The sequence below is a fragment of the Leptonema illini DSM 21528 genome (genome assembly GCF_000243335.1).
In the GTDB taxonomy this organism is placed as follows: Bacteria; Spirochaetota; Leptospiria; order Leptospirales; family Leptonemataceae; genus Leptonema; species Leptonema illini.
Map to the genome: position 1 here is coordinate 3,985,869 of NZ_JH597773.1, position 24,084 is coordinate 4,009,952.

Here is a 24,084-nt window from a genome sequence, read left to right on the forward strand (position 1 = left end):
AATAGAGAAACGGTGCGCGGAGGCACGCCTCTCAGAATTATGTATTTCTCTTGACGCGTGAGTGGCAAAAGAGGAAGGACGGAAGAACCCGGATGACCGGGAACCATACACAGGAATGTCCATGATCAAGCGTTTTTCCCTGCTGCTTCTGCTTACAGCGACGCTCTTTTCGAGCTGTCAGCAATCCGCTCCCCGCGACACGGCCGATGTGGCGCGCACCGATGTCGCTCCCGTCCCTAAGACCGTCGCCACCGGCGGCATTCATGACCGTGCCCTCTTACTTGCCGGTATGCCCGTCTCCGATGCCTTTGCGGCACAGCCCGAGATAAAGGCGCTTCTGAACCGGCCTTACTATATGCAGCATCGCATGAAGATGGATGCCTTCTGGAAATCCGTCGAAACGCAGCGCATCAGTCGTATCGTCCCCTGGCGCGAGCAGTACATCGGTTCGAAAGTGAAGAACAGAACCGCCCTCTATCCATTGAGCGGAGGCGATATCCTGAACTTCAGCCTGATCTATCCGCAGGCCGAGCGGTATGTGATGATCGCTATGGAAAAGCCCGGCGACGTTCCTGATCCGCTGGCGCTGACCGACGCTCAGTTTAAAGGCGGTCTGCTTTCCGTGCAGCAGATGCTCGGTAATATCGCGCAAACAGGATACTTCTTCTCGCGTCTCATGAACCAGTACATGAATCCTGAGCAGTATGGGATTCATGGCACCATGCCCACCGTTTCGATCTTCCTCGTTAGACTCGGTCATACCCTTGAATCGGTCGAGAAGACATGCGTTGATGATGCCGGAAAGCTGACGACGAAGACCGACGGAGCGTGCCGCCTGCCCGGATACCGTCTGCGCTTTCGCGACGGGAAAACCGGCATCCATAAAGAACTGATCTATATCTCAGCCCGCATCGAAGACTCTCTTTTCTCACCCGACATCCCCGAAGGGAAGTTCTTTCGCAGCCTTGGCAAGTCGTCGGTTATGATGAAGGCAGCCGTTTATCTGCTTCATTCGCCGAAATACAAACAGGCGGCGCAGTATGTTCTCGATCACGCCGATGTCGTTATCCAGGACGACTCGGGTTTGCCGTATCGCTATTTCGAAGAGAGCGCCTGGAATACAGAGCTCTACGGAGCCTTTGTTGGACCGCCGCATATGTCGGGCATTGAGTTTTATCCGCAGCCTGACCTGGTGAAGGCCTTTCGCGAAAAGGCCGGTCCTCTTCCTTTTGAATTTGGCTACGGGCAGGTCTCTGCCAGTAAAAAATCCGGGATGATCGTGGCGTACAAGAAATGAAAAACAGGCTCTTCCTCTCTCTCTTTACTTTGCTTGCCTCGTGCTTGCTGCTTTTCAGTTGTAGCGTTGCCGATCGACGCGATGCGACGACTGTGGGCGAGGAGCAGTATTCGCCTGCATACGAGAAGTCACGTCCGAAAGGCGATAATCTGAGTCGCGTGAGCGATGGCGATACCCGTGCAGAAGATGAAGAATCCGATGAAGGCACGGAGGACAACGCAGAAGAGAGTACAGAAGAGCCTGCCGCCCGAATGGTCATCTATCGCGGCCACATGCAGATCCAGGTCGTGCATCCAGGAGACACATTACAGAGGTTAACCTCTCTCGCAAAAAGCCAGGGCGGATTTATCGAGCGCACGAACTATGAAGATCAGGGTCGTCGAGTCGTCGTCATTCTTCGCGTACCCGTTGCGAAGTTCTTCGACGTGATGGATGCGCTGCCCGAGCTCGGGATGGTGCTTTCGCGAGCCATTCAGGCGAATGACGTGACGGCCGAATTTGCCGACGTTGAGAACCGCCTGAAATCGGCGCGCATCTTAAAAGAGCGTCTTGAACGACTGCTGAATACCGTTAAGAACGTTGAAGAGAAGGTGAAGATCCTGCGTGAGATCAATCGTCTTGCCACAGAGATCGAAACGCTTTCGGCTCGCAGTAAAGAACTGTCGGATCGCGCCTCCATGTCGACGATCGTCGTGCAGCTTTCCGCTGAGCCGCGCTCCACAAGCAGCCCCGAGCTGCGAAGCCCCTTTCCCGTTGTGCGCAATCTGAATCCGGCACAGCGCAGCATTGAGGATCGTTCGTCGATCAAGGCGCAGAAGCCCGACGGATTCTTCGATAACACCGACGACTTCAAAGACGGAGCGGCGCATCAGTTCTATTCTCCCGACGGTACGGTGCTGCGTTCGGGCGAAGTCGAAAACCGTCCTCTGGGGGATGCCGCATTCTGGAAGAAGGCGATGCAGATCGAATTCCAGAGACGCTCCTATAAAGAGATGCAGAGCGTCGCCCTGACGAACGGCCATCTGTTCGTCTATCGCATCCATGACGGCCTGAATATCTACTACTACGGTGTCGCCTTCCGTATCACCGATAAAAAGATCCAGATCTTCGAGGCCTTCTCGCCGCGAGAAGACGCCTATAAAAAAGACGGCGCTAAGATGACCGAATTCCTCAAAAGCATCGGAGGCCAACCGTGAAATCGAAACTGCTGCCGGGCATGCTGGCCATGCTGCTCATCCTTCCTGCCGCTCTGTCATCCGTTCCGCGAGAGCAGATAACGCTCGGCTTTGCTATCCAGGCCCCCAATCGCGAGACGGCGCTTCGCGAGCTGAAGCGCTGGGCCGAATCCGAAAAGGGATTCCTGTTTGCGTTATCCGATTCCCATATTGCGCTTCGCATTCCGGCAAAAGCTGCGGATCGCGCCGGGGATCATCTCGAAGAGATCGAGAAAAAGGTTCTGTCGCTCGGCATCTTGATGAATCGTTCCGTGCAACGTACCGATCATTCGGGCCGTATCGCCGAGCTTGATGTCGCCATCCGCGTGAAAGAAAAGCATCTCGACGATCTTCAGAAGTTAGCCGGGGATGCCGGACTCAGCCAGACGCTTGCCCTTGAACAGGAGCTGAACAGAGTGCAAACCGAGCTTGAAAAACTGAAAGGCGAACGGCGGCTGCTGATCGAATCGACGCGCCTGATCGATGTGCAGGTTTCTTTTTCTTACACGCCTCCGATGAATCCGGCGGGCGAACCCGGATTCGGCTGGGTGAACGGAGCCGGAGTTTTTGAACTGATGCGAGGGTTTGGAGAATGAAAGCGATCACAATGCTTCCGATCTGGAAGGCCTCTTTTATCTCCGTTGCTCTTCTGCTTGCCGTTCAGTGTCGCAGCTTCGAGACGACGGCGCCGCAGGGCTTTGCTGTCTATGAAGGCCAGGGCCTTTTCTCGAATGAATATAAGGCCATTACCGCCGACGGCGTCCGTTATCGCGTGCGTACGGTGAAGAACGAACCGGAAGGCGACGCCGCTCTCTGGAAGCAGACGCTTGTAAAAGGCCTTGAAAAGAAGGGATTTCGTATCCTGAACTCCAGCTCACTGCAAACGGAACAGGGACGCAGCATGCAGGTCGTGAACAGTCAGCTGTCTGCCGGTGGAGAGGATTATCTGTATCTCACGGCCTTTATCATCGACGGCAAACGGATCATCCTCGTGGAGGCGGGCGGTCCGAAAGAGCTGATGTCGGTGCACGAAAAAGGCCTGCAGAACTCACTTCGAGCGCTCAAGATCCAATGAACGTTATCTTTCTTGATCGAGATGATACGCTGAACGAAGATCCCGGGTATCTGAACGATCCGGTGAAGGTGAAACTGTTACCCGGCGTTGTCGAGGGGCTGCTGCAACTGCATAAAGCGGGTTATCATTTTATCGTGCTGACGAATCAGTCCGGCGTCGGCAGAGGCCTGATCACGCTCGAACAGCTGGAAGCCGTGCATCGCCGGTTGCTGACGAAGCTGGAGGCGCAGGGCGTTCCCATCCTTGATCTGTTTTTCTGTCCGCATATTCCCGACGATCACTGCAACTGTCGCAAGCCTCTGCCCGGCCTGCTGTGGAAGGCGCTACAGGGTTATCCGCATATTGATCTGGAGAAGAGCTGGATCGTCGGGGATCGCTATCGCGACTTGATGCCCGGCCTGCGTCCGCATGCAGACGACTCCGGGCCGGTCGTGAAAGGTATACTCGTCGGTGGTAAAGAGGCGGATGGCAAAGAGGGGGGCGACAGGGAAGCCGGCGGGAAAGACCAGGCCCCGCCACCTGCAAATCTGCGCTATACGGTTGCCGATTTGCAGGAAGCAGCCGACCGCATTCTCGGGTCGAATTCTTAACGGAGTTCGAGGATGATCTCTTCTACGCGAAAGACGCCCGGGCTGCCCACATCGGGTTCGGATTCGATCCGGCCTGAAAGGCGAAGCGTCTGTCCTTTATAGAAATCACGGATCATTCGGTCGAGTTTGCCGACGATCGTGTAGACCTTACCATCGGCTGTCGTCAGCCGGGGGATCTTCTTTCCGTCGATGACGACGACCGAGATGTCGCCGCTCAGCTCCGTGCTCTGTAAGTTGGCCGCCTCCAGTTTCTGTTCGGAGGTCGAGCAACTGAGCAGAGGAAGGGCGCCGATAAAAAGCAGTGCGGAGAGAGTTGCACCGGGCAGGCTTATCAGTTTTTTGCGGCTCATCTTCTTCCTTTGACGCTGATTACGCGAAAAGTTCGTGCAAAAAATTACGACTTCTTCTTCGAATGAGTCTCTCTGCGGATCGCAGAGCGACGATCGTAGAATTGCAAAAGGTCGTGGGCCATCTGCAGATGGGGTACCTCTATCTTCCTCTTGCGTGCCATGCGGATGGGTTCGCCAAGAATAATGTCGATCTCCATCGGTCGGCCGGCCTCGTAGTCAAGCAGCATCGACGTTTTATAAGGGCGCATGCGCTTCGTTCTGTCAAGCATATCGCGCAGCGTGGCGTTTGACAGCTTGATGTTCTCGGCCGCGGCAACCGCCTGGATCTCGCGCATGATGCGCAGCGAAAGGTCGGCTGTCTGCGCATTCGAAACGATGGGATCGGTATCGGCCTGAAGCAGCACCGATAGCGTATTATAGGCCGCATTCCAGAGTAACTTCTCATAGCGGGCCCGACGCAGCTTCGGCACAAACTCGCTCTGAATCCCCGCACTCTGAAACAGCTCTGTAACCTGTAGCGCCAGCGGATTCTGCTCCGCATGCAGAGCGCCTATCTTCACCATGCCGTAGTCGATATGATCGATGCGCTTTGCGCTGATGCGATTGATGCAGGTGAAGGCCAGCCCTCCAAGTATTACGGGTCGCAGAGCGGATCGACGGAAGTGGGCAGCGTAACGCTCTTCCTGATTGATACCGTTCTGTAAAAGAAGAAGAATGCCGTTTTTTTTGAGAACCGGTCTCACAAGGGCAAAGGGATCAAGATCGGGCAGCGCCTTGATCGAAACGATGACGATGTCGGCCGGCTCCATCTGCTGCGAACTGGCGAAGCATTGCACGGGAAGCGTGTAGTTAGCCCAGGGACTGCGCACCTCGAGATACTTCGTCTTCGCCATCGTCGCCGACATATAGGCGACCGGCAGCCCGTAGCGTTGCAGCATCGAACCGTAAAAGGCGCCAACGGCTCCGGCGCCGATGACGGCCACGGACGGAGAATCAGGCAGAAGAGAGCGCATAAGGCATCTTAAAGCGGCTCTTCGTTTCCTGTGAAGAAGAATTCGATGCTGCGATCGGCTGCATTCCATTCCTCTGAAAGAGGGCCGACGATCTCGGGTGGAACGGAGCTCCAGCCGTCGGGCCAGGTGTGCCCTCCGCCATGAATCGTGACGACGTGCAGACGACGACGTGACTGACATCGGTCATAACGTTCTGTCGTTATACTTGTGCGGTCGTCGCGAAGACGGTTCGTATGAATGACCGTATCGGGCGAATCCGCGCAGCCCAGCCCCATTCTGAGACGTCTCGTCGTTTCCTGAAACGGCAGTGCATAGCCGAGGCTTTCGCGAACGACGCGCATCTCGCCTCCGTCATAGGGCACGATCGGATCGGCCGTACCATGAGCGATCAAGACCGAAACAGGCTGCGTGAAGGTGCAGATCTGATCCCTGCGCAGGCCGCCCGAGATAACGGCGGCCGATCTGATGCGGTCCGGCGCTTCGCAGACGAGCTGAAGCGTGAAGAAGGCACCCTCGTCAAAGCCCGTAGCGTAAATCTGTTTCGGATCAATCGGGTAATTTCGGATCAATTCATCGAGCAGAAGCCTGACGAAGAGCACATCCGCACTGCGCCAGCGTCCGTTCAAGGCGACGGGAAAGGCGATAAAGAAACGACGGGCCTCGGCTAACTCCTGAAAGCGGTTGCGACTCAGCCTTACGATCGACTGCGGATCTCCCTCTCGTTCATGAAAGACAAGCACAAGCGGATACAACCGCGGAGTGCCGCGCTCTATATCGGTCGGAACATAGAGCAGAGACTTACGCGCCATGCCCTGCACGCTCGTCTGCTCGGAACGGATACGCTCGGGCGGAAGTCGAGCCTCAGGAGAGAAACAACGAGCAGAGAGCAGTAGCAGGCCTGTGATGAGGGCCTTTCTTATCATGGTTGCCGGGCATCCTTTTTATGTATGGGGCGTTATTCGACGAACAGGGTGCATCCCTTCAAATACTCGCCTTCGGGATGATAGATGCTGATCGGATGATCCGGAGCCTGAGTGAGGAAGTCAACGATTTTCACATCCCGTCCGGCATCGGTGGCGGCGGCGAAGAGGATCTTACGAAAGAGGTCGGTGCTTATGTGCTGAGAGCAGGAGAAGGTGAAAAGCAGTCCGCCCGGTGCGATCTTTTTCATGGCCTGCAGGTTGATGTCTTTGTAGCCGCGCGCCGCCCTGTCGACGGCCGATCGCGTTTTTGCGAAGGCGGGCGGATCAAGAATGATGGCATCGAAGCGGCCGCCTTCGATTTCGCGCAGATAGTCAAAGCAGTCGGCCTTGAGAGTTTCGTGCTTCGCGTCGGCAGCGTTCAGTCGGACGTTCTCTTCGCAGAGTAGAAGAGCGGGGTCTGACAGATCGACCGAAAGGACGGACTTCGCTCCTCCGCGAAGAGCTGCCGCCGAAAAGCCTCCGGTGTAGGCGAAGGCGTTCAGGACGGTGCGGCCCGCGACTCGCTCTTCAACGACCCTGCGATTCTCGCGTTGATCGAGAAAAAAGCCGGTTTTCTGTCCGCCTTCAAGGTCGGCCTTGAAGCGCAGCCCGCGCTCGACGAACTCGACGAGCTTCACGGGCTCGCCGCCGTCAACGTGCCAGGCGTCATCGACGCGAAGAGTATGAATGGTCAGCCGTGCTTTGAGAAAGGATGCGGCGATCTGCAGCAAGTTGCGCGCCCCCTCATGCTGAATCTGCAGAACGGCCGCTCTGTCGTAGATGTCGCAGATCAGCCCCGGAAAGCCATCGGACTCGGAATGAATCAGTCGAAAGCCCGTCGTTTTCTCGGGAAGCAGCGCCCGTCGTAGCAGCAGCGCCTTTTCAAGTCGCTCCGTCCAGTAGGCCTCATCAAAACCCGATGCAGGCAGCGGACCGAAGTGAAAGAGCCGGCAGCGGATCTGATGGGCGGGATCGTAGAACCCCGCTCCGAGAACGGCGCCGTCATGCGACTGCACGGTGACGATGGACCCGGCAGGCACGGCATCGACACGATGGACGCCTCCGCTGAAGATCCAGGGGTGACGGTGCAGAACGGAACGCTCGCGATCCTTCTTTAAAACAAGGGCTGCCATGCTGCCAGTTATCCGGCGGATTGTTTGCAAACAAGCCACATCGCTCCCAAAAACCGGCGGATCGGATTTTCTTGTTGTTGCCGGGCCTGTTCTCGTCGATCCTGTAAACAGTACTATGTCCTGGCTTCGGAACTCATCCCATCGCGAGTCGGCACCGGTTTCGGTCCGCCTCAGTATCATCCCCCTGCTTTCCCTGCTCGCCTTGATGGCCTCCATCGGCTGCGGCGGAAACAGCGGAGGGTTTTCGGAGCCTACGTTTGATGAGCGAACAGAAATGCCGAAGGCAGCCGACGACTCCAATGCGCTGCGTTTTGGAGCCGCCTCTATGGAAAATCCGATCGAGCTGTCGGAGTCCTATTATCCTCTGCTGAAAGAGCTTTCAGAGAAGCTCGGTCGCCCGGTGCGCTTTGTGCCTCTTAAGAATAACGAGGAACTCATGCAGGCCATCATGCGCGGACAGGTCGATCTGGCCAGGCTCGGTCCGCTTGTTTATTTGAATCTGCGCGACCGCACCGATCTTGAGGTGCTTGTACGGCCCGTGAAGAAAGACGGAACGGGAAGCTATGCCGTCATCGCCGTGCGAAATGACACGCCTATGAAAACGCTACAGCAGCTGCGAGGCAAGAGCATCGCGCTTGGCGATCCGAAATCCACGTATTCAAATATCATGCCCCGTAAGATGTTGCGCGATGCCGGCGTCGGCATGGGCGAATTGAGCTCCGTCGGTATGCTCGGCAGTATGGATAACTGCGCACAGAACGTACTGAACGGAGCCTACGTCGCCGGAGCGATGAGCGATTCGATCTACGAAAAATTCAGGACGCGAGCCATAGGGCTGCGCATCCTGGCTCGCTCCGAGGACCTACCGGGTGAACCCATCGTTGCGCGCAGCGCGCTTGGAGCTGCGACCATCGATCAGGTGAGGCGTGCGTTGCTTTCCGTGCGTGACCCCGAGGTTCTGCACGCCATTTCGCCTGGTCAGGAGGCCTATGTGCCGGCGGCGCCAGGAGACTACGATCGCTTCAAGGCCTTCGAATGAGGAAGTATCATGTTGAATAAGATATGGAAGTTTTTTCTCGGGTTGAAGGTTCCTCTCAGCGTGAAGGTGATTATTATGATCGCCTTCCTCGAAGCGGGGGCCGTCATCACGCTCGCCTTCTTTATTATTCTGTATAACTATCAGATTTTGCGCGGCGACGCCGACAGCCGGGCAAAAGAGATCGCCGTCGCTCTGCGCCGCCCCGTTATCGAGGCCATCATCCATAACGACTACATCAAGCTACAGAAGACGATCGAGCTGCTCGGCAAAGAAGAATCGATCCGCTATGCGATCATTCAGGACAAGCACGGACGGGCTCTCGTTCACAGCCATCCGCACTATGTGGGGCTCATTTTTAACGATGCGAATTCTCTGAAAGCATTCTATTCAGAGGGGCCGATCATTCAGGACTATTATGCCTTTGATCGCATTTATACGCGCGACTTCGCCATCCCGCTTGATACGGCGATGGGACGTCTCGGCTTTATACGTATCGGTATGAATTTCGATACGCAGGTGCGCAAGCCGCTTATATTTACCGGCGTCGTCACGCTTGTTATGGTTTTCGTATTTATCGGCATCGGAGTCTTGATCGCCATACCGGCGACGCGCATGCTGCTTGATCCCGTTCATTCTGTGCAGAGAGCGACCGAAGCGATCGCCGTCGGTGATTTAACCGTCAGCGTCGATACGATCAGTCGCGACGAGATCGGCGCGATGGCTCAGGCATTTAATCGAATGGTAGAAAGCCAGCGCTCGATGGTTTCATCCATTCGGCATATTTCGGGCGACGTTTCGCATGCATCCGAAGAGCTTGCCGCCTCGTCCGAGCAGGTGTCGTCCTCAGCGGTTGAAGTTAACGATACCATTCAGAAAGTCGCCGACGATTCGGTGATGGGCATGCAGCATACGGCAGAGATCAATCGCATGATCGAATCGTTTACCGATCTCTTGAATCAGGCTCGCGATCAGGCGGGCAAAACGATGAAGGTGGCCGGCGATTCTTATTCGGCGGCCGATCAGGGCCGCCAGGACGTCATCGTCATGAATGAAACGATGTTTCAGATCAAGACGGGATCAGAGGAGAATCTTCAGGCCATTCTGCAGCTCGACGAATTCACACGTCAGATCGAAGGCATCACCGACGCCATCAGCGGCATCGCCGGTCAGATCAACCTGCTTGCGCTGAACGCCGCCATCGAAGCGGCCCGAGCCGGCGACGTCGGTCGGGGCTTTGCGGTCGTCGCCGATGAGATCGGCAAGCTCGCCGATCAGTCGACGCGCCAGGCCAAAGACGTGGCTACGATGGTAAACCGCATCATTGAGATCACGCGCAGCTCCGTCGGCGTAACGAAGAAGCAATCCGAATTGATTCTGCAAGGCGCAGAGGCCGCCTCGGCGGTAAATGAATCGCTCGGCCGCATTGTCGAGGCCTCCCGTTCGATTTCCTCGCAGGCGCAGACAATCCTTGAAATCGCCGAAAAAGAGGTGCGTGAATCCGATGCCGTCCGATCCCGGATTAACGCTCTCAATTCGCTGATCAGCGACACGGCCAACCGTGCCGTCGAGGTCCGCCAGGCCACCCGGGAAACGACCGGAGCCATGGAAGAGGTGGCCCGGGGATCGCAAACCCTCAGCGCGCTGGCCGTCAACCTCAAGGAGATGGTGGAGCAGTTCAAGCTCGGAAAGGACGACTGATGATCACTCTTATCGCGGGGACGGTGCTGTTAAGCGTCATCCACGCCGCCATCCCCAATCACTGGATGCCCTTTGTCGTGCTTTCGCGCACCGAACGCTGGTCGTTATCCGAAACGCTTGGCATCACGCTGATGGCCGGTCTGGCTCACAGCGCAAGCACCGTCGCCCTCGGCGTGCTCATCGGCGGCATCGGTTATTCGCTCGCACAGGAATATCTCTTTGTCGGGACGATCCTGGCGCCGCTCATTCTGATCTTCATGGGCATCCTGTATTTCAGCCTGGATCTGAGGCATTCGCATCATGAGCATATCCCTGGAAAGAAAGAGGTGCAGGGCCGTCCGCGCTGGATGATGATCGCCATACTCAGCGGCGCCATGTTCTTCTCGCCCTGCCTTGAGATAGAATCGTATTTCTTCACGGCCGGCTCGCACGGCTGGAGCGGCATCTGGTTAGTCGCCGGTCTGTATCCCGTGCTCTCCGTCGGAACGATGGTGCTGCTTGTGCTGCTCGGCCGAAAAAGCCTGCTTCACTGGAGCGGAACCTTCCTCGAACGGCATGAGAAGAAGATTACCGGTTTCACGCTCATTCTGCTCGGTATCGTAGCGTATTTCTGGAAATAAGGCCCGCTGCTCCACCCTTCGCCCGGACATGAAACATCCTGTTTCAAGTCCGGGACGCCCGCCGTCCGTGGCTCCGCTCTCAGGGCGGCGCAGCGGGCTGGCTTCGGAGGAGTGGAATACAGATGAGGCAAGGGGAGATCGTGCGCCAGGCGCCGTCGCTTTCCTATCCTTTTTTGGGGTCGCTTCAGTCAGAGTGCAAAAGGGCTGGAATTGGGGCGAAGGGAATTGCTGACAAACTTCCGGCAGCAAATTGTCTTGCAACTATTCAGATCCGTAAACTGATGATCTGAGTGAAAGCTCTATCTGTGTTCTTATTCTGCCTGTTGCTACCCGGCGTAATGATCGCTGCGCCTGAGCCCTCCAACCAGTGTAAGGTCTACGTTGCAGTGCTTGATGAAGACCCTGCTGGCCTTAACGTCCGCAAGTCGCCAGGGGGCGCCATTATCGGTACGTTACCAGAGCAGAGTTCTTTCACAGTGGTTGAAATCCGCGGAAAGTGGGCCCGGGTGACGGACTTTGAACTGCCTGCTGGCGCTGAACGAAAGGACTGGCCTGCGTATCCGAAGCAGGACTGGGGATGGGTTCATACGTCACTTCTCGGAACTTTTACAAGAGATCTTCGCACATCGTTTTATTCAGGACCGTCTGAACAATCGAAGCAAATCGTCATCGAAGAAGAATATGAGCTTAAAATCCTTTTCCTGGGATGTCGTGGATCATGGCTGAACGTCAGAGTGCCAGGAAAGCATAAGGGCCCACTCTGGGTTAAGCAGGAAGATACCTGCCCTCTGGCCTGGACTACGTGTCCCTGAAATAAGAGATAAAGCAGTCTGTATCGATCAAATCCCGGTTCATTCCCTATCGAATCGATCAGCTATCCTCTGTCTTACTTGTATGAGATCGGCGATGACGTCCCCTTCCTTCACACGGCCTCCGGCTGGACGACGCCCGTCTGATCAATGCTCTTCAACTCACGCATGCGTTTCGTCATGATCTCACGCATGCTGAAGTGAAAGATGGGCGCCGATTCGACGATCTTGCGGATCTCTCCCCGTGCGATGCGGATAACGATGCTGTCTTTAAGCGCACGGACGGTGGCATTGCGAACGGTGTTGGCCAGCGAGCCGTATTCGCCGAACATATCGCCGCCTCGTATGACGTTCACCTCGACTCCGTTGCGGGTAACGCTGAACTCCCCTGAGAGGATAATATAAAAATCGGCGTCGGTTTTTCCCTGTTCGACGAGCGTCTCGCCTTCGGCGACGCGCAGGCGCACACAGTTGCGGGCGATGCGATCGTTGACGTTATCGGCAAAATCGGCGAAAGGCCAGTAGCGCTCGATTTCGGATCGCACCTTCCACAGATGCTGCATCTCTTCGACGCGATTTTCATCGATCAGAAATTCGTGAAAGAGTTTCTCGTCGATGGCACAGAGGGCAACGGGTGTACGTGCGACGATGGAGGCCGAACGCACCTTGTTCTCGTCCAGCACGGCCATCTCCCCCACGAAGTCGCCGGCCTCTTTGCGCGTGCGTTCTGTGAGTTTGCGTCCGTCGTGCACCATGACGCTGACGGTGCCGGCCAGGATAATGTAGATCAGACCGCGAGATGTTTCGCCCTGCTTGAAGATGACATCCCCTGAATTGAAGGTCTGGATCTGGAAGCTGTTCATCAGAGCGGTGCTCCAGCCATGCGACATGTTCCGAAAGGAGTCGCCGAGGATCTGCATAGTGCGGATCAGATAGGAATCGTGGCTTCCCGGAATAATCGGATAACGCTTTCCCGCCACCGCATGCGAGAATGTGGCGTCGAATTCTGTGGGCAGGCTTTCCAGATGCATGAAGACGATACGATCGGATTGCGAATGCAGGGCGTCGCGCGGATCACCGTGCAGAATTCCCTGTCCGCCGTCGGCAAAGAGGATGTCGTGTCGATCCGTGTACAGGCTCTTTAATGCGTCGAACTTCTCTTTGCGCACGATTCCCTGCGCTACCATGCCTTCGATGTCTTTGAAGGCTTTGTTGTCGCCGATAAATACGACGCTTCGCGTGGTCGTGCCGTCTTTCATACGAAAGGTGGCGCCGATCGTCGGTATCGAATGCACCGTATAATGCGGCGTGATGGACATACCGTAGAATTCGGTCACCTCATAGGGCTTCACTTCTACGAAATCAAACATGGCCGAAAGATGCTCGACGGGCATCAGGGTCTGAAGCGATAGCTTCATCATCGCCATCCAGAAGATCTCTTTGGTGGCGAGCAGCTGTACCTTGTTTGATAGCCTCAGAAGCGGATAGATGTTGCAGTGATCGTCGTGAATATGCGTCAGGTAAATGGATCGAATCTCTGAGAAAGAGACTCCGCGCGCATTGAGCGCCTGCTCCAGATAGGGTGGACAGTCGACGAGCATATACTCTGAGTTATACTGTAAGAGAATCGACGAGCAGGGCTTGTCGGCGATAAAGCCCGAGGCCCCGCCGAGCACCGTTACGCCGAGCCGCATGGGTATCGGCGTGATGAAGTCGCTGCGCAGATCGTAAGGAGGCTGCTGCGGTTCGTCGAAGTTTACGTCGATCTCTTCGCCGGCAAGGCGATACCGATCCTTTCCCGTATGCTCGATTTTTGTACCGTCTGCGAGGGTCGCGATTCCATCGACGAAGGGAACGAAATCCACGAAGTCGTCTATAATGAACTCGCGGCCTGACGGATCTTTAACGGCCATGGCGCGCGATTCGCGGTAGAGTTCGTCAAACCAGTGCGAATCGCCTAGCTCGGCATACTCCTTTCGGGTCGGCCCGAGCAGCGTCAGTCGCAGCAGTTTGCGGTTGGCCTTGATGTGAAGCGGCGTGCCGACGATGGTCAGCTTCTTGCCGCTGCGAAAGTTACCCTCGACAAATAGGAAAGAATAGAGCGGGAACTCGGTGCAGTTCTGTAAGACGTCGAAGCGATACGGAGTATCGGGCAGCACGATCACATCGGGGCTCTTGATGCCTTTAAGCATGAGATGTTTGATCACCTCGGGAGGACATCCGAAGAGTACGTTTCGTTCAGCCGTCTGGCATACGGTTACGCCAGGAGCCACTTCAATCACTGCCATGACGAATTAGCCTGTAGAGGCCAATCTTTCGCAAGCCATTTTTTGTCTGGCTTTGCATGATCCGGCCGGTCGAGGCCTGATGTTATCGGAAGTGGGGCCCGCCGGGAATGGAGTGGGTAATCTGAGTTCATTGCTTAATAAAGACGGATTCTTCGCATTTTTCCCATTTAATAAATTCCTGTAAAAATACTTGCCTTCTATGTTTGAAAATGCGCGTATGAGTAACGCCCGGGTATGCTTAGAAATACAGTGGAATTCGCTATTATTAAGAGGTACTCCGAAATGAAAAGAATCATCACAGCCCTTCTTCTGCTGCCGGCAGCCTTACTCTCACAGGAATTCACCGGATATTCAAACGATGCCATCGAGGTCACGGCCATCGGTCCGGCCATGCAGGAAGACGGCCTCTACTGGACGATTACGTATCACACAAAAGCGGATAACATCGACCGCCTTACGTTTGCCGATGTCTCTGACAATGGTAATCAGTCTGTACTCAGTCTGACGGGAAAAGAAATCTACGCGACAAATACCCACATGAGCGCGAAGATGGAGCCCTCGCAGTATCAGTGGGTTTATGAAACGGGGCAAACGCATCGACTCTTCGCCGTTACGGCCACCATCAAAGGAAAGGCGACTGTACTGTATGCTCCGCTGCGATTTACCGAGCCGGCGAAGCAGAGCTTTCGCATGCTGCTGAAAATGCGAACGGGACACGATCAGCCGACGGTCGATGTGTTTCCCTATCACTATCTTGACGGCCGCAAATGGATCGCCCGCAATTCGGGCGAGGATCAGAACCAGAGGCTGATCGAGTGCACCCTGGCCGATGAAAAGATCACATCATGGACGGAGCTTTTCACTCAATCGATTCTTCTGCGTGCGATAGAGCCCGAGCGGTTTCTTGAGATCATCCAGAGCAATCTGGCGAAAGACTGTGACTCCCTCAAATTCGAGAAAACTCAGATTGGCGAAGGAAAGTATTTCTATGAATGGCGGCATAGCGGTTGTGGCGGTTATCCGGCGCAACATGAGATTGCGGTCGTGAATTCTGTTCCCGAAGGAGTCGTGAACGTGCGCTACACCTTTAAGGGCCCGCAGATGCCGAAGAAAAACTACGAAATCTGGAAGTCTCTGCTGACCGGGAATTCCCGGTGATGTTCCAGAGTCTTACAAAATCGAATTCCCTTCTGAGAGGCGTATGCTGAACTGGACGGGCGGCTTCTGATCGACGGCAGACGTCGGCAGAGGCATGCCAATTCAGGTGCTCTTGAGGAGTAAGAGATGTCCCTTGTTTCCATGCGTTTGCTGCTCGATCATGCAGCGGAGAATAATTACGGCGTTCCCGCCTTCAACGTGAATAATCTCGAACAGGTGCTTTCGATTATGAAAGCGGCTGAAGAGACCGAAAGCCCCGTCATCCTTCAGGTCTCCCGTGGAGCGCGCAGCTATGCAGGCGAGAATTTCGTCCGGCATCTGATCCTGGCCGCCACCGAAACCTGGCCGCAGATTCCGGTCTGCCTTCACCAGGACCACGGCAACTCGCCGGCCACATGCTATTCAGCCATACGTTTCGGCTTCACAAGCGTGATGATGGACGGATCGCTTCGCGAAGATGCAAAGACACCCGCCGACTTTGATTACAACGCAGGCGTCACCCGCGAGGTCGTGCGCGTCGCTCATAAAATCGGCGTCAGCGTCGAAGGCGAACTCGGATGTCTCGGCTCTCTCGAAACGGGTAAAGGCGACAAAGAAGACGGCCACGGCTTCGAAGGAACGCTCAGTCGTGAACAACTGTTAACCGACCCTTCTGAGGCCGAAGCCTTCGTACATGCGACGCGCGTCGATGCCCTGGCCGTCGCCATCGGCACAAGCCACGGCGCCTACAAATTCAAACAGAAGCCTACGGGCGACGTGCTGGTTATCTCCCGTATTAAAGAGATCCATGATAAGATCCCGAACACTCATATCGTCATGCACGGTTCTTCTTCGGTTCCTGAAGATCTGCGTTTGAAGATCAATCAATTCGGAGGAGAGATCCCCGAAACCTACGGCGTACCCGTCGAAGAGATTCAGAAAGGCATCAAAAACGGCGTGCGCAAGATCAACATCGATACCGACCTGCGACTTGCCTGGACGGCGGCGGTGCGCGAAGTCATGGGCACAAAGCCTTCGGAGTTTGATCCGCGCACCTTCCTCAAGCCGGCGATGAAGGCCATGCAGGATGTCTGCCGCGATCGCTTCGTCTCGTTCGGCACGGCCGGTCATGCGACGAAGATCAAACAGATTCCGGTCGAGCTATTCGCCGCGAAATATCAATAATCGCACTCTGTGCAGATGATCCGTCTTATTGGCGACAGGGAAGCGATGACGGGTCATCTCATAGAGGTTATCATAGCGCTGTCACAGCGCGATGTGCGTTTCATCATGCGGCGGATGGGCCGTCGTGATGCAGGGCGTTCGGCGTATGACGATGGATCTCGATCTTTCCGTCGATATGGATCCCGACAACCTCCGGCGATTTCTTGATGCGCTGAAAGAGCTTAATCTGACTCCAGGGGCGCCCATTCCGGCCGAATCCCTTCTTGATGAAAAGCTGCGACAGTACATTGTGCGGGAAAAGAACGCCGCCGTATTCTCCTTTATCGATTCCGACAATCCCTACAGGCAGGTCGATGTGATGCTGACCGACGAAGGGTCGTATGACAGGCTGATTCTTGAAAGTGATGTCGTTCGGATTGGCGGCTATCCGGTCCGGATCGTCTCAAAAAAGGGTCTCATCCATATGAAAGAGCAGCTCCGGCATCCGCGGGAAAAGGATTTGCAGGACATCCGGGAACTCCGAAAGCTGTCATCGTCGGACAACGGGTAGGCCGAACACACAGAGAAAGCATCCCGGAATGGTACATCAGGCAGACACAAAAACCGCTTGATAGCCTTGCGTTCGACGGCCATAATGAATCCGGCCGATTGAGCGCAACGCAGATGATTCAAACCTTCTACATAGAAACGCTCGATTCCCCCTCACGCGATAGCATTCATCTGTTCTGCCTGAACCTTGAAACGCGTTTCGAAAAAGAGGGTATGGGCGATACGATCTACAACGTCGTCCAGGAGCTGATTAATAACGCCGTAAAGGCGAATCTGAAGCGAAGCTTCTTTAATGCGAACGACTATTCGTTTGAAGACGAGCACAGCTACGCCGCCGGTCTTGCCGCCTTCAAAACGTCCCTTCGCACGATCTCCGAAGAAGAATGGAAGAAGGCCGTGCGAGATCTCGGGTTGCGTGTTACGGTCGAGGTGGACGCCGACGAAGAGCGTATTCTCATCTACGTTGAGAACAATGCCATCATGATTCCCGAGGAAGAGCGTCGCCTGCGCAGCCATCTGGCACGGGCTATGGAAGTCCGTAACCTGGTCCAGTTCTCTGAGGCCTACGGCGACGATACCGAAGGCGCCGGATTGGGCCTGGCCCTTGTGATCATGCTCATCAAAGATATGGGATTCGATCCCGATTACTTTCGTGTTTTCACAAGAGGCGATAGCACGGTCGCCCGGTTGGAATTTCCGCTGAAAAAGGATTATGTTCCCATTCGCAAGAAGTGGCTCGATTTGAAGCAAGGCCGTCCGATTGCAGACGGAGAATACGATTGACAGAGACAGGGATCGATTGAGGGTGCAGGCGTGAAGCTGTTCCAGAACTTTGTCGTCGGCATCCTTTTCGCCGGATCGCTTGCTCTTGTCGGTTACTTTACCGTACTGTCCGATAGCGGTCCCTTTGCGCGTCAGGGGCAGCAGCTTGTTCTGTATTTTGATCATGCCGAAGGAGTGAAGGCAGGCACCCGGGTAACCGTGCTCGGCGTTCCGGCAGGCACCGTAATCGACATCGAGCTTGTTTCCATCGACGACAGAGGCCAGCCGGTTCCCGACGACTCCGAGCTGCGTTCGAGGCAGATCGTCGGCATCACCGTCGAGCTGAAGAAGCCCGTCGTCTTTTACAGCAACTATCGTATCAGCCTGAAAAACGAATCGATTCTGTCGGGCAAAGTGGTCGCTATCGATCCTGGAACGGCGCGGGTAACGACAGGCCTTGCGCCGGAGCGTCTGCAGGTCGTCTGGGTCGATCCTCGTGAGGCGGCGCAGAGCGGAAAATCCGCCTCACAGTATTCGCTTGAAAAGCTGATGGCTGATCGCGAATCCGCAAAGACCATGACGGCGCTTCAGGGACAGAACGCAGGCGATCCGGTTGCCGGCCTTGCCGAGATGATCTCTGAGAACCGGGATGATGTGCGTCGCACGATTCAAAACGTCGCCGAGATCACCGATAAGATCAATAACGGACGGGGCACGATCGGTCTTCTTATTAACGATAACCAGCTCCATGAGAATGCGACGACGCTTGTCACCGATGCCCGTCTTGTCGTGCGCGAGATGCGAGAAAGCCTTGAAGATACGCGAGAACAGGCCCCTGTAACCAGCTTCCTGCGTGCGGCTCTAACGGCCTTCTGAATACTGAGCGTAGATTGCGGAGTGAGATTTCGTCTCGTTTTTAACGAGAGACCGTTCCAGCGCGAATCTGCTCTGCTTTTCGGATGACGGCATAGAGGCCGCTCAAAAGGTGAGGTCATGCAGCGAATCCCTTTACTCTTCATACTCATAGCGACGCTCGTCGCCTGCGAAAAGACAGCCGAGCAGGAAGCTCCACAGATCCCGCTCTGCGATATTCATAGCGGCCTCTGTGAGGGGCGCCTTGACGACGGGACGGTCGTGCGTTTTGATATCACGCCTAAACCTGTAAAGGCACTCGAAGCCCTGCAGTTCTCTGTCTATGTGGACGGCGTCAGTGATGCAAAGGTAAGCGTTGATCTTGCCATGCCGGCCATGTATATGGGCGAGAATAAGGTGGCGCTTGTTCCGACCGGCGATGGGAACTACAGCGGTAAAGGAAGCGTCGTGAAATGCACAAGCGGCGACCGATTATGGGATGCTGCCGTAACGATTGAGCGAGCGGGGAAGCCCTCGACGATTCACTTTCGCTTCGAAACGGCGCCCTGACCGGCTGCCTGATCAAAGCGTCGAGAGAGCATGCGACACGCTGGAATTGCCTTCGCTATACCTGAGTTTACATGGATCTACAGAGTCAGCTTACGGTTATCCTGGGCGCCCTGACGGCAGGGCTGCTTGCCGGCTTCGGTCACTGCATCGGCATGTGCGGACCGCTTGTCAGCACGACCGTGCTTGATGCAAGCCGCCGCACGTTCTGGCAGAAAACGCTGGCACAGCTTCTCTATCATACGGGGCGTATAACGACCTACGGATGGGTCGGCGCCCTGATGGGATGGACGGGCTCCTTTGTAAATGTCGCCGGGAACATGGTCGGCATGCAAAACGCCGTCGCCCTTTTTGCCGGCGTCTTTATGGCCGTGCGCGGCCTGGAGGTTCTCGGGCTTCTGCGCTGGAAGCTGATCGAGCGCATAGAAAGTCGCATCGGCTTTCTCTTGAAAGGGGTGCGTCCGCTGCAGACGGTCGATTCTGTCTGGCGTTATTATCTGCTCGGCCTCTTTCTCGGCCTGCTGCCGTGCGGCCTGTCATACTCCGCCTTTCTTGGAGCAGCGGGCACGGGCGGTGCAGGCTGGGGCTTTCTCTTTACCTTCGCCTTCGGGCTGGGAACGATCCCCGCGCTTTTCCTGCTCGGGTCGATGGTTAGCGCCTTATCCGTGAAGCTGCGCGGATGGCTTTATCGAGCCGGCGGGCTGTCGCTCTTTCTGCTCGGGCTGCTTTTCCTGTACAGAGCTCTGTCGGGTATGATCTCTCTCTAATCTTCCGTCTTCGAAGTAGAGCAGGGCTCCCTTTTGTGCAAATATCATGCAGAGTCGGTCGGCGCTCATGGATGCTCCCATTATTATTATGAAATTGAGACTCAGTATCAATACGTCATCGCCGCAACTCTGTCAAACAAAAAAAGGTCTGATTACCGCCTTTCTCGCAGGATCGAGAAAAGCAGCAGTAACAGGCTCATGGCCGTCGCTGCGAAGAAGATAAGAAACCCGTATTCGTAACCGGATGCCTCAAATACAGGACGGCCCTGTGTCGTGAGTGCGCCCGTTTTATGGCTCTCCAGGAGTTTCCCAAACAGTGCCGGCACGATGGCGCCACCAAGGAATCCGCCCATGTTCGAGAAACCGGTGGCGCTGCCTGCCGCTTGAGGATCGTTCTGCGCGCGGGCCATCGGCCACGTGAGTATAAACACAGAGGCGGAGAGTCCGAGTGAGAAAAGAAGCAGCCACAGGGCAGGCCGTGAAACAGGCACTGTACTGCCCGGAAGCCATTCAAGCAGAACAAGCAGGGTCAGGAATAGGGCCACTCCGACGGTGAAGACGATCGTTAACCGCCCCGTGCGATCGGTAAGCCAGCCTACGGCCGGACAGCCGATGAGCATACCGAGGCCCATCGCAAAGAGCAGAGTCGAAGCGTCGACGGGCGGCAGACCGTACACATCCTGTAAAAAGGCCGAGCCCCAGGCGCCCTGAAAGCCCATGATCGTGCCATATAGCCCGGCGAAGATCAAAAACGGAACCCAGTTCACCGGACGGCGCATCACGCCCAGCATGCCAAGCGTGGCGGAACGAAAGGTCGCCTTCTGCACTGTCGGCGCTCCGGCAGGTGTTTCCAGACCGGCAGCGGTTGGCGAGTCTTTGATCAGCAGGGCGGCAATGAGAGCGGCCAGCAATCCGACGGCGCCGGTAATAAAGAAAGCGGATCGCCATCCGGCGAATGCGCTGAGCGTGGCCAGAGGATACGAGGCAAGCAGGGCGCCCGTGTTACCGACCAGGAGCGTTAGCCCCGACAGCGTGGCAAAGTGCCGGGGCTCAAACCACGTCGTATGCAGACGCAGGATGGGAACGAAGATAAACGATACACCGACGCCGACGGCAAAACGTCCGACGAACGCCCACTCGATGGTCGGAGCAAATCCGAAGAGTAACGAGCCGAGGGCGGCAAAGGCCGTGCCCGCGCTGATCGTCATGCGGGGCCCCAGCCAGTCCGACAGGATGCCGGCCGGAACCTGCAAGAATGTATACACAAGAAAATAGAGTGAGGCAAGCAATCCGACGGTGGAGGCGTCGATGGCGAAGTCCTTCATGATCGGATCGACGACGACGGCCGGCGCAACGCGATGAAAGTAGACGAGAATATAAGGAAGGATGACTGCCGAAAGAACGATGATACTGCGGCGCAGGCGATCCGATGTTTGCTTGTGAGTCACGGGTTGCTCCTGAACCTGGACGGTACGAGGGACGGAAGAGCATGTCAAGTCGCACACTGATTCTCTGCGGGGCCTTTTCGGGCGAGCTGGAGCCGTTCCGGGCGCTTGAAGGGGCGACTGTAGACACCGTCGGAGTTCCGACCAGAATCTGCCTTCGTGAATCGGGCATCGGCAATGTAGCAGCGGCCATCTCGGTGATGCGCTGGCAGAACGAGGCCAGCGCATCTGGCAGCAGGATCGAGGAAATCCTCTTTCTCGGTTCCTGTGGAATCTACGACGCCGACGCCGTCTCTGTTCCGGGCGCCGTCTTTGCCCGAACGTTCTGCGCCTACGAGCTCTCAACGCTCAGTGATCCGCCTCGTGCAAAAGCGTTGCCCGCCGTGAGCGGCCCGGTGACGACACAATGCGGATGGGCCGGACAGCTTCTTTCACAGCATGCGCCCGAGTTTGCCGTCAACGCCCCCGATGCCCTTTCTCTCGTAGAAATAGGATCTGCCGCGTTGCAGCATCGCACCGGATCAAGCCTGCCCTTTGCCGAGAACCTTGAGTTGTTCGGAATGGCCAGGGCCGCCCTTGAGTGCGGTCTGAATTTTTCGGCCCTTCTGGGCGTTACAAACGTCGTCGATGCAAACGGATCGGCGGCCTGGCAGAGGAACTACGGGGCCGCCGCTCGTATGCTGGCCGATCTTGTGCACGGTATTCTTTTCCCGAAAAAGTGATCGGCCCCTTTCAGTACGTCTTCGCGCGAAGTCGATAGTACTTCTGGACCATGAAACCCGAAGAAACACAGGAACAGGCCGTACTGTCGACGCAGACAGGACGGGAGGTCTATTTCCGCATCCAGTTGACGGTGGCCGTCTACCGCGAGAAGAAACTCGCCTATCGAAACGAGATGGTCGTGCCGACCTGGTATACGCGGCGGTCAGAGGTCCGGGCCCATATAAAGAAAGAGATACAGAAGCGTTTGAAAGAGTCCGACTTCTTTCTGTCGCCGCGCGTCGATTATGACCTCGTGCGCTATACGAACGAGGCGACATGCAATACCTATATTCGATACCGCATCGTTGAAGAAGAGGGCGATATCTTACAGGCAGGCTGACGTATCGCAGTTGACCGATCGCTTCTCTCTGCATGCATGAACACAATGGTGGCGACCGATAACAAACAGGCCGAAGAGCTCGAAAGGCATCGCGAGGCCTACGTTCTGTTATTTGAGTCGCTCTTAAAGAACCGCATCGCCGATACCGGGCAGATGCAGGCACGGCAGGCCGAGCTAAGAAAGATCATCGATGGCATTCAGGATACGGACGGCTTTATTGACCGTCTCGGTGACTTCGGTCGTATCCTACAGCTGCGCGAAGATCAGCTCGGTGGGTATATCGGGCAGAACTTCTTAAAAGCGCTTTCCGTCGTTCAGGAGCGGCAGAAGCAGGCTCCTCGCAAGAATATATCGTCTGACGCCTTCGCTCAGGATGGGCCGCTGATTGAGGCCTTGCTTTCCACATTCGGACCGATGGTTACAGCGCCCGACCGTTTCGAGATGATCGATACGGGAGCCGTGAAGCTGATCCGTGGTGGGCGAGAAATTCTACCGAAAAGTGCCCTTGGTTCGGCAGGCGATGCCGCTGATTTTGCCGCCGTCGGCTCGCCTGTAGATGCGCCGGCTTCGGGTGCGAATCAAGCCGAAGAGCCGACGTCCACAGCGTCTGATCCGGCAGCAGCGTTGAAGCTGCGTGAAGAGAAATCGGTCATTGCAGAAATTCTCGAACGATTTGGGAACATCCTCGATATCCAGGGCGTTCTGACGCCGAAAGACTTCTCAGGAGATGAAGAGGCCTTCGTTGTTGAAGAGGCGGTGTCGTCCGATGAGCCTGTGGCCCATGCGGAGCTTTCGATTATCGAAGAGATCGTGCAGCGCTTCGGTAATGATCTGGCAGTGCACGAGAAGCTGGAGCCGAAGGAATACTCGGGCGACGATGACGGCTTTTTCGATGCAACACAATCTGAGGCGACCGATTCCGAAGAAGAATCATATTCGAGCTTTGAACCGATTGCGGTCGCTCTGACGGCCTTTGCGGGCATACGCTCGCGTATCGCAGAGTTCCAGAAGAATCAGGATCGAGTGGGCTACCAGGACTACCTGAGCACGGCATCAGACGATATCAAGGCTGTAGTCGCTCTGCTCAATCTTTCGGCGAAGGCGAAGCGACAGGCTGTCGATATGAGCGACGAGCTGTACCGGCTCAGTATGAGCCTGCCTTACTCTCAGGAGCAGCTTGAAGAGCTTTTCGGTCGCATGGATCGATACGCGAAGGCGACGGCTCTTGTGAATGAGTTCATGGCGAAGGTGAAACAGGCCAGTGCTCCGGTGCAGATGGAGATGCGTAAGGTCTGGAAACAGATCCTTGATCTTCTGGATGAAGACCCTGGCGAGGCCGTTGTGAAGCAGCGAACGAAGATATTGCTTCTGGCCGTTAACCCGGCGGTGAAACCGACCATCGAATCCGGAATTATGTCGCTTATCAGCAAGATCTATTCTCTGTAAACAAAAAGACATGGCATGGATGGGTCATTCCGGCCGTTTTTGATTGACGATCCCCCTTTGTTCAAAATATAGGTCTTTCCTGTCCTTTTAGCAGGAAAACGCCCTCTTAGCTCAGTTGGTAGAGCGCATCCATGGTAAGGATGAGGTCACCAGTTCAAGCCTGGTAGAGGGCTCGGCTGCGGGG

25 protein-coding genes and 1 tRNA gene are annotated in these 24,084 nt (G+C 55.8%); 20 read left to right on the plus strand and 6 right to left on the minus strand.

Going from position 1 to position 24,084, the window contains the following annotated elements:
• The first annotated feature begins 121 nt into the window (after window positions 1-121).
• The 5 genes from LEPIL_RS18720 to LEPIL_RS18740 are packed head-to-tail and all read left to right on the plus strand — an operon-like array spanning window position 122 to window position 4,176.
• A complete protein-coding gene (locus LEPIL_RS18720; RefSeq protein WP_002774985.1) occupies window positions 122-1,297 on the plus strand; it encodes a hypothetical protein in 1,176 nt (391 codons plus the stop codon).
• On the plus strand, window positions 1,294-2,493 hold the full coding sequence (locus LEPIL_RS18725) for a DUF4349 domain-containing protein (RefSeq protein ID WP_002774998.1): 1,200 nt from the start codon (window positions 1,294-1,296) through the stop codon (window positions 2,491-2,493). Before LEPIL_RS18720 ends, LEPIL_RS18725 begins: the two co-directional genes overlap by 4 nt.
• The gene (locus LEPIL_RS18730) at window positions 2,490-3,107 is read left to right on the plus strand and encodes a DUF4349 domain-containing protein (RefSeq protein ID WP_002775000.1); all 618 of its coding nucleotides are present in this window, start codon (window positions 2,490-2,492) and stop codon (window positions 3,105-3,107) included. Before LEPIL_RS18725 ends, LEPIL_RS18730 begins: the two co-directional genes overlap by 4 nt.
• Window positions 3,104-3,586, plus strand: a complete 483-nt coding sequence (locus tag LEPIL_RS18735) for a hypothetical protein (protein WP_002775002.1) — start codon at window positions 3,104-3,106, stop codon at window positions 3,584-3,586. The genes LEPIL_RS18730 and LEPIL_RS18735 overlap by 4 nt, the downstream gene beginning before the upstream one ends.
• Window positions 3,583-4,176 carry a D-glycero-alpha-D-manno-heptose-1,7-bisphosphate 7-phosphatase gene (locus LEPIL_RS18740; RefSeq protein ID WP_002775004.1) on the plus strand — a complete coding sequence of 198 codons (594 nt, stop codon included), beginning with the start codon at window positions 3,583-3,585 and terminating at the stop codon, window positions 4,174-4,176. The genes LEPIL_RS18735 and LEPIL_RS18740 overlap by 4 nt, the downstream gene beginning before the upstream one ends.
• On the opposite strand, the gene LEPIL_RS18745 is transcribed toward LEPIL_RS18740, so the two are convergent.
• Genes LEPIL_RS18745 through LEPIL_RS18760 form a run of 4 tightly spaced genes read right to left on the minus strand, consistent with a single transcriptional unit; the run spans window position 4,173 to window position 7,634 of the window.
• Complete coding sequence (locus LEPIL_RS18745) at window positions 4,173-4,526, minus strand: hypothetical protein (protein ID WP_002775006.1); 354 nt, start codon at window positions 4,524-4,526, stop codon at window positions 4,173-4,175. The two genes, LEPIL_RS18740 and LEPIL_RS18745, sit on opposite strands and share 4 nt — an antisense overlap.
• A gap of 44 nt (window positions 4,527-4,570) precedes the next feature.
• Entirely contained in the window at window positions 4,571-5,539 is a 969-nt protein-coding gene (locus LEPIL_RS18750; RefSeq protein ID WP_002775008.1) for a 2-dehydropantoate 2-reductase, read from the minus strand.
• 8 nt (window positions 5,540-5,547) lie between these two features.
• Window positions 5,548-6,462 carry a CE1 family esterase gene (locus LEPIL_RS23590; protein WP_002775011.1) on the minus strand — a complete coding sequence of 305 codons (915 nt, stop codon included), beginning with the start codon at window positions 6,460-6,462 and terminating at the stop codon, window positions 5,548-5,550.
• Between the two features lie 32 nt (window positions 6,463-6,494).
• On the minus strand, window positions 6,495-7,634 hold the full coding sequence (locus LEPIL_RS18760) for a class I SAM-dependent rRNA methyltransferase (protein ID WP_002775013.1): 1,140 nt from the start codon (window positions 7,632-7,634) through the stop codon (window positions 6,495-6,497).
• 115 nt (window positions 7,635-7,749) lie between these two features.
• Here LEPIL_RS18760 and phnD point away from each other — a divergent pair, with 115 nt between their 5' ends.
• The 4 genes from phnD to LEPIL_RS18780 all read left to right on the plus strand — a co-directional run bounded on the left by phnD (window position 7,750) and on the right by LEPIL_RS18780 (window position 11,803).
• Window positions 7,750-8,673, plus strand: a complete 924-nt coding sequence (gene phnD, locus LEPIL_RS18765) for a phosphate/phosphite/phosphonate ABC transporter substrate-binding protein (protein ID WP_002775014.1) — start codon at window positions 7,750-7,752, stop codon at window positions 8,671-8,673.
• A gap of 9 nt (window positions 8,674-8,682) precedes the next feature.
• The gene (locus LEPIL_RS18770) at window positions 8,683-10,371 is read left to right on the plus strand and encodes a methyl-accepting chemotaxis protein (protein ID WP_002775016.1); all 1,689 of its coding nucleotides are present in this window, start codon (window positions 8,683-8,685) and stop codon (window positions 10,369-10,371) included.
• Window positions 10,371-10,991, plus strand: coding sequence for a hypothetical protein (locus LEPIL_RS18775; RefSeq protein WP_002775019.1), 621 nt, complete (start codon window positions 10,371-10,373; stop codon window positions 10,989-10,991). The genes LEPIL_RS18770 and LEPIL_RS18775 overlap by 1 nt, the downstream gene beginning before the upstream one ends.
• 290 nt (window positions 10,992-11,281) lie before the next feature.
• Window positions 11,282-11,803, plus strand: coding sequence for an SH3 domain-containing protein (locus LEPIL_RS18780; protein WP_040919121.1), 522 nt, complete (start codon window positions 11,282-11,284; stop codon window positions 11,801-11,803).
• Between the two features lie 110 nt (window positions 11,804-11,913).
• Here the strand turns inward: LEPIL_RS18780 and LEPIL_RS18785 are convergent, their stop codons facing one another.
• The gene (locus tag LEPIL_RS18785) at window positions 11,914-14,088 is read right to left on the minus strand and encodes a cyclic nucleotide-binding domain-containing protein (RefSeq protein ID WP_002775023.1); all 2,175 of its coding nucleotides are present in this window, start codon (window positions 14,086-14,088) and stop codon (window positions 11,914-11,916) included.
• A gap of 282 nt (window positions 14,089-14,370) precedes the next feature.
• On the opposite strand from LEPIL_RS18785, the gene LEPIL_RS18790 reads away from it, so the two are divergent.
• From LEPIL_RS18790 to LEPIL_RS18820, 7 genes are all read left to right on the plus strand, one after another.
• A complete protein-coding gene (locus LEPIL_RS18790; RefSeq protein WP_002775025.1) occupies window positions 14,371-15,246 on the plus strand; it encodes a hypothetical protein in 876 nt (291 codons plus the stop codon).
• A 126-nt stretch (window positions 15,247-15,372) separates the two neighbouring features.
• The gene (fba, locus tag LEPIL_RS18795) at window positions 15,373-16,410 is read left to right on the plus strand and encodes a class II fructose-bisphosphate aldolase (RefSeq protein ID WP_002775027.1); all 1,038 of its coding nucleotides are present in this window, start codon (window positions 15,373-15,375) and stop codon (window positions 16,408-16,410) included.
• Window positions 16,411-16,534: 124 nt separating this feature from the next.
• A complete protein-coding gene (locus LEPIL_RS18800) occupies window positions 16,535-16,960 on the plus strand; it encodes a hypothetical protein (RefSeq protein ID WP_169314835.1) in 426 nt (141 codons plus the stop codon).
• Between the two features lie 113 nt (window positions 16,961-17,073).
• Window positions 17,074-17,742, plus strand: a complete 669-nt coding sequence (locus tag LEPIL_RS18805; RefSeq protein WP_002775031.1) for an ATP-binding protein — start codon at window positions 17,074-17,076, stop codon at window positions 17,740-17,742.
• Window positions 17,743-17,772: 30 nt separating this feature from the next.
• Window positions 17,773-18,597 (plus strand): MlaD family protein, encoded by an 825-nt coding sequence (locus tag LEPIL_RS18810; RefSeq protein ID WP_002775033.1) that lies wholly within the window; start codon window positions 17,773-17,775, stop codon window positions 18,595-18,597.
• A 117-nt stretch (window positions 18,598-18,714) separates the two neighbouring features.
• Entirely contained in the window at window positions 18,715-19,143 is a 429-nt protein-coding gene (locus LEPIL_RS18815) for a hypothetical protein (RefSeq protein ID WP_002775035.1), read from the plus strand.
• Between the two features lie 71 nt (window positions 19,144-19,214).
• The gene (locus LEPIL_RS18820) at window positions 19,215-19,907 is read left to right on the plus strand and encodes a sulfite exporter TauE/SafE family protein (RefSeq protein ID WP_002775037.1); all 693 of its coding nucleotides are present in this window, start codon (window positions 19,215-19,217) and stop codon (window positions 19,905-19,907) included.
• 152 nt (window positions 19,908-20,059) lie between these two features.
• Here LEPIL_RS18820 and LEPIL_RS18825 read toward each other — a convergent pair whose 3' ends face one another.
• Entirely contained in the window at window positions 20,060-21,355 is a 1,296-nt protein-coding gene (locus tag LEPIL_RS18825; protein WP_002775039.1) for an MFS transporter, read from the minus strand.
• 41 nt (window positions 21,356-21,396) lie between these two features.
• Between LEPIL_RS18825 and LEPIL_RS18830 the strand changes: the two genes are divergently transcribed.
• From LEPIL_RS18830 to LEPIL_RS18845, 4 genes are all read left to right on the plus strand, one after another.
• Window positions 21,397-22,074 (plus strand): hypothetical protein, encoded by a 678-nt coding sequence (locus LEPIL_RS18830; protein WP_002775041.1) that lies wholly within the window; start codon window positions 21,397-21,399, stop codon window positions 22,072-22,074.
• Between the two features lie 50 nt (window positions 22,075-22,124).
• A complete protein-coding gene (locus LEPIL_RS18835) occupies window positions 22,125-22,454 on the plus strand; it encodes a hypothetical protein (RefSeq protein WP_002775043.1) in 330 nt (109 codons plus the stop codon).
• 36 nt (window positions 22,455-22,490) lie between these two features.
• Window positions 22,491-23,900 (plus strand): hypothetical protein, encoded by a 1,410-nt coding sequence (locus tag LEPIL_RS18840; protein ID WP_002775045.1) that lies wholly within the window; start codon window positions 22,491-22,493, stop codon window positions 23,898-23,900.
• Between the two features lie 100 nt (window positions 23,901-24,000).
• A tRNA-Thr gene (locus tag LEPIL_RS18845) sits at window positions 24,001-24,073 on the plus strand.
• Window positions 24,074-24,084 lie beyond the last annotated feature (11 nt).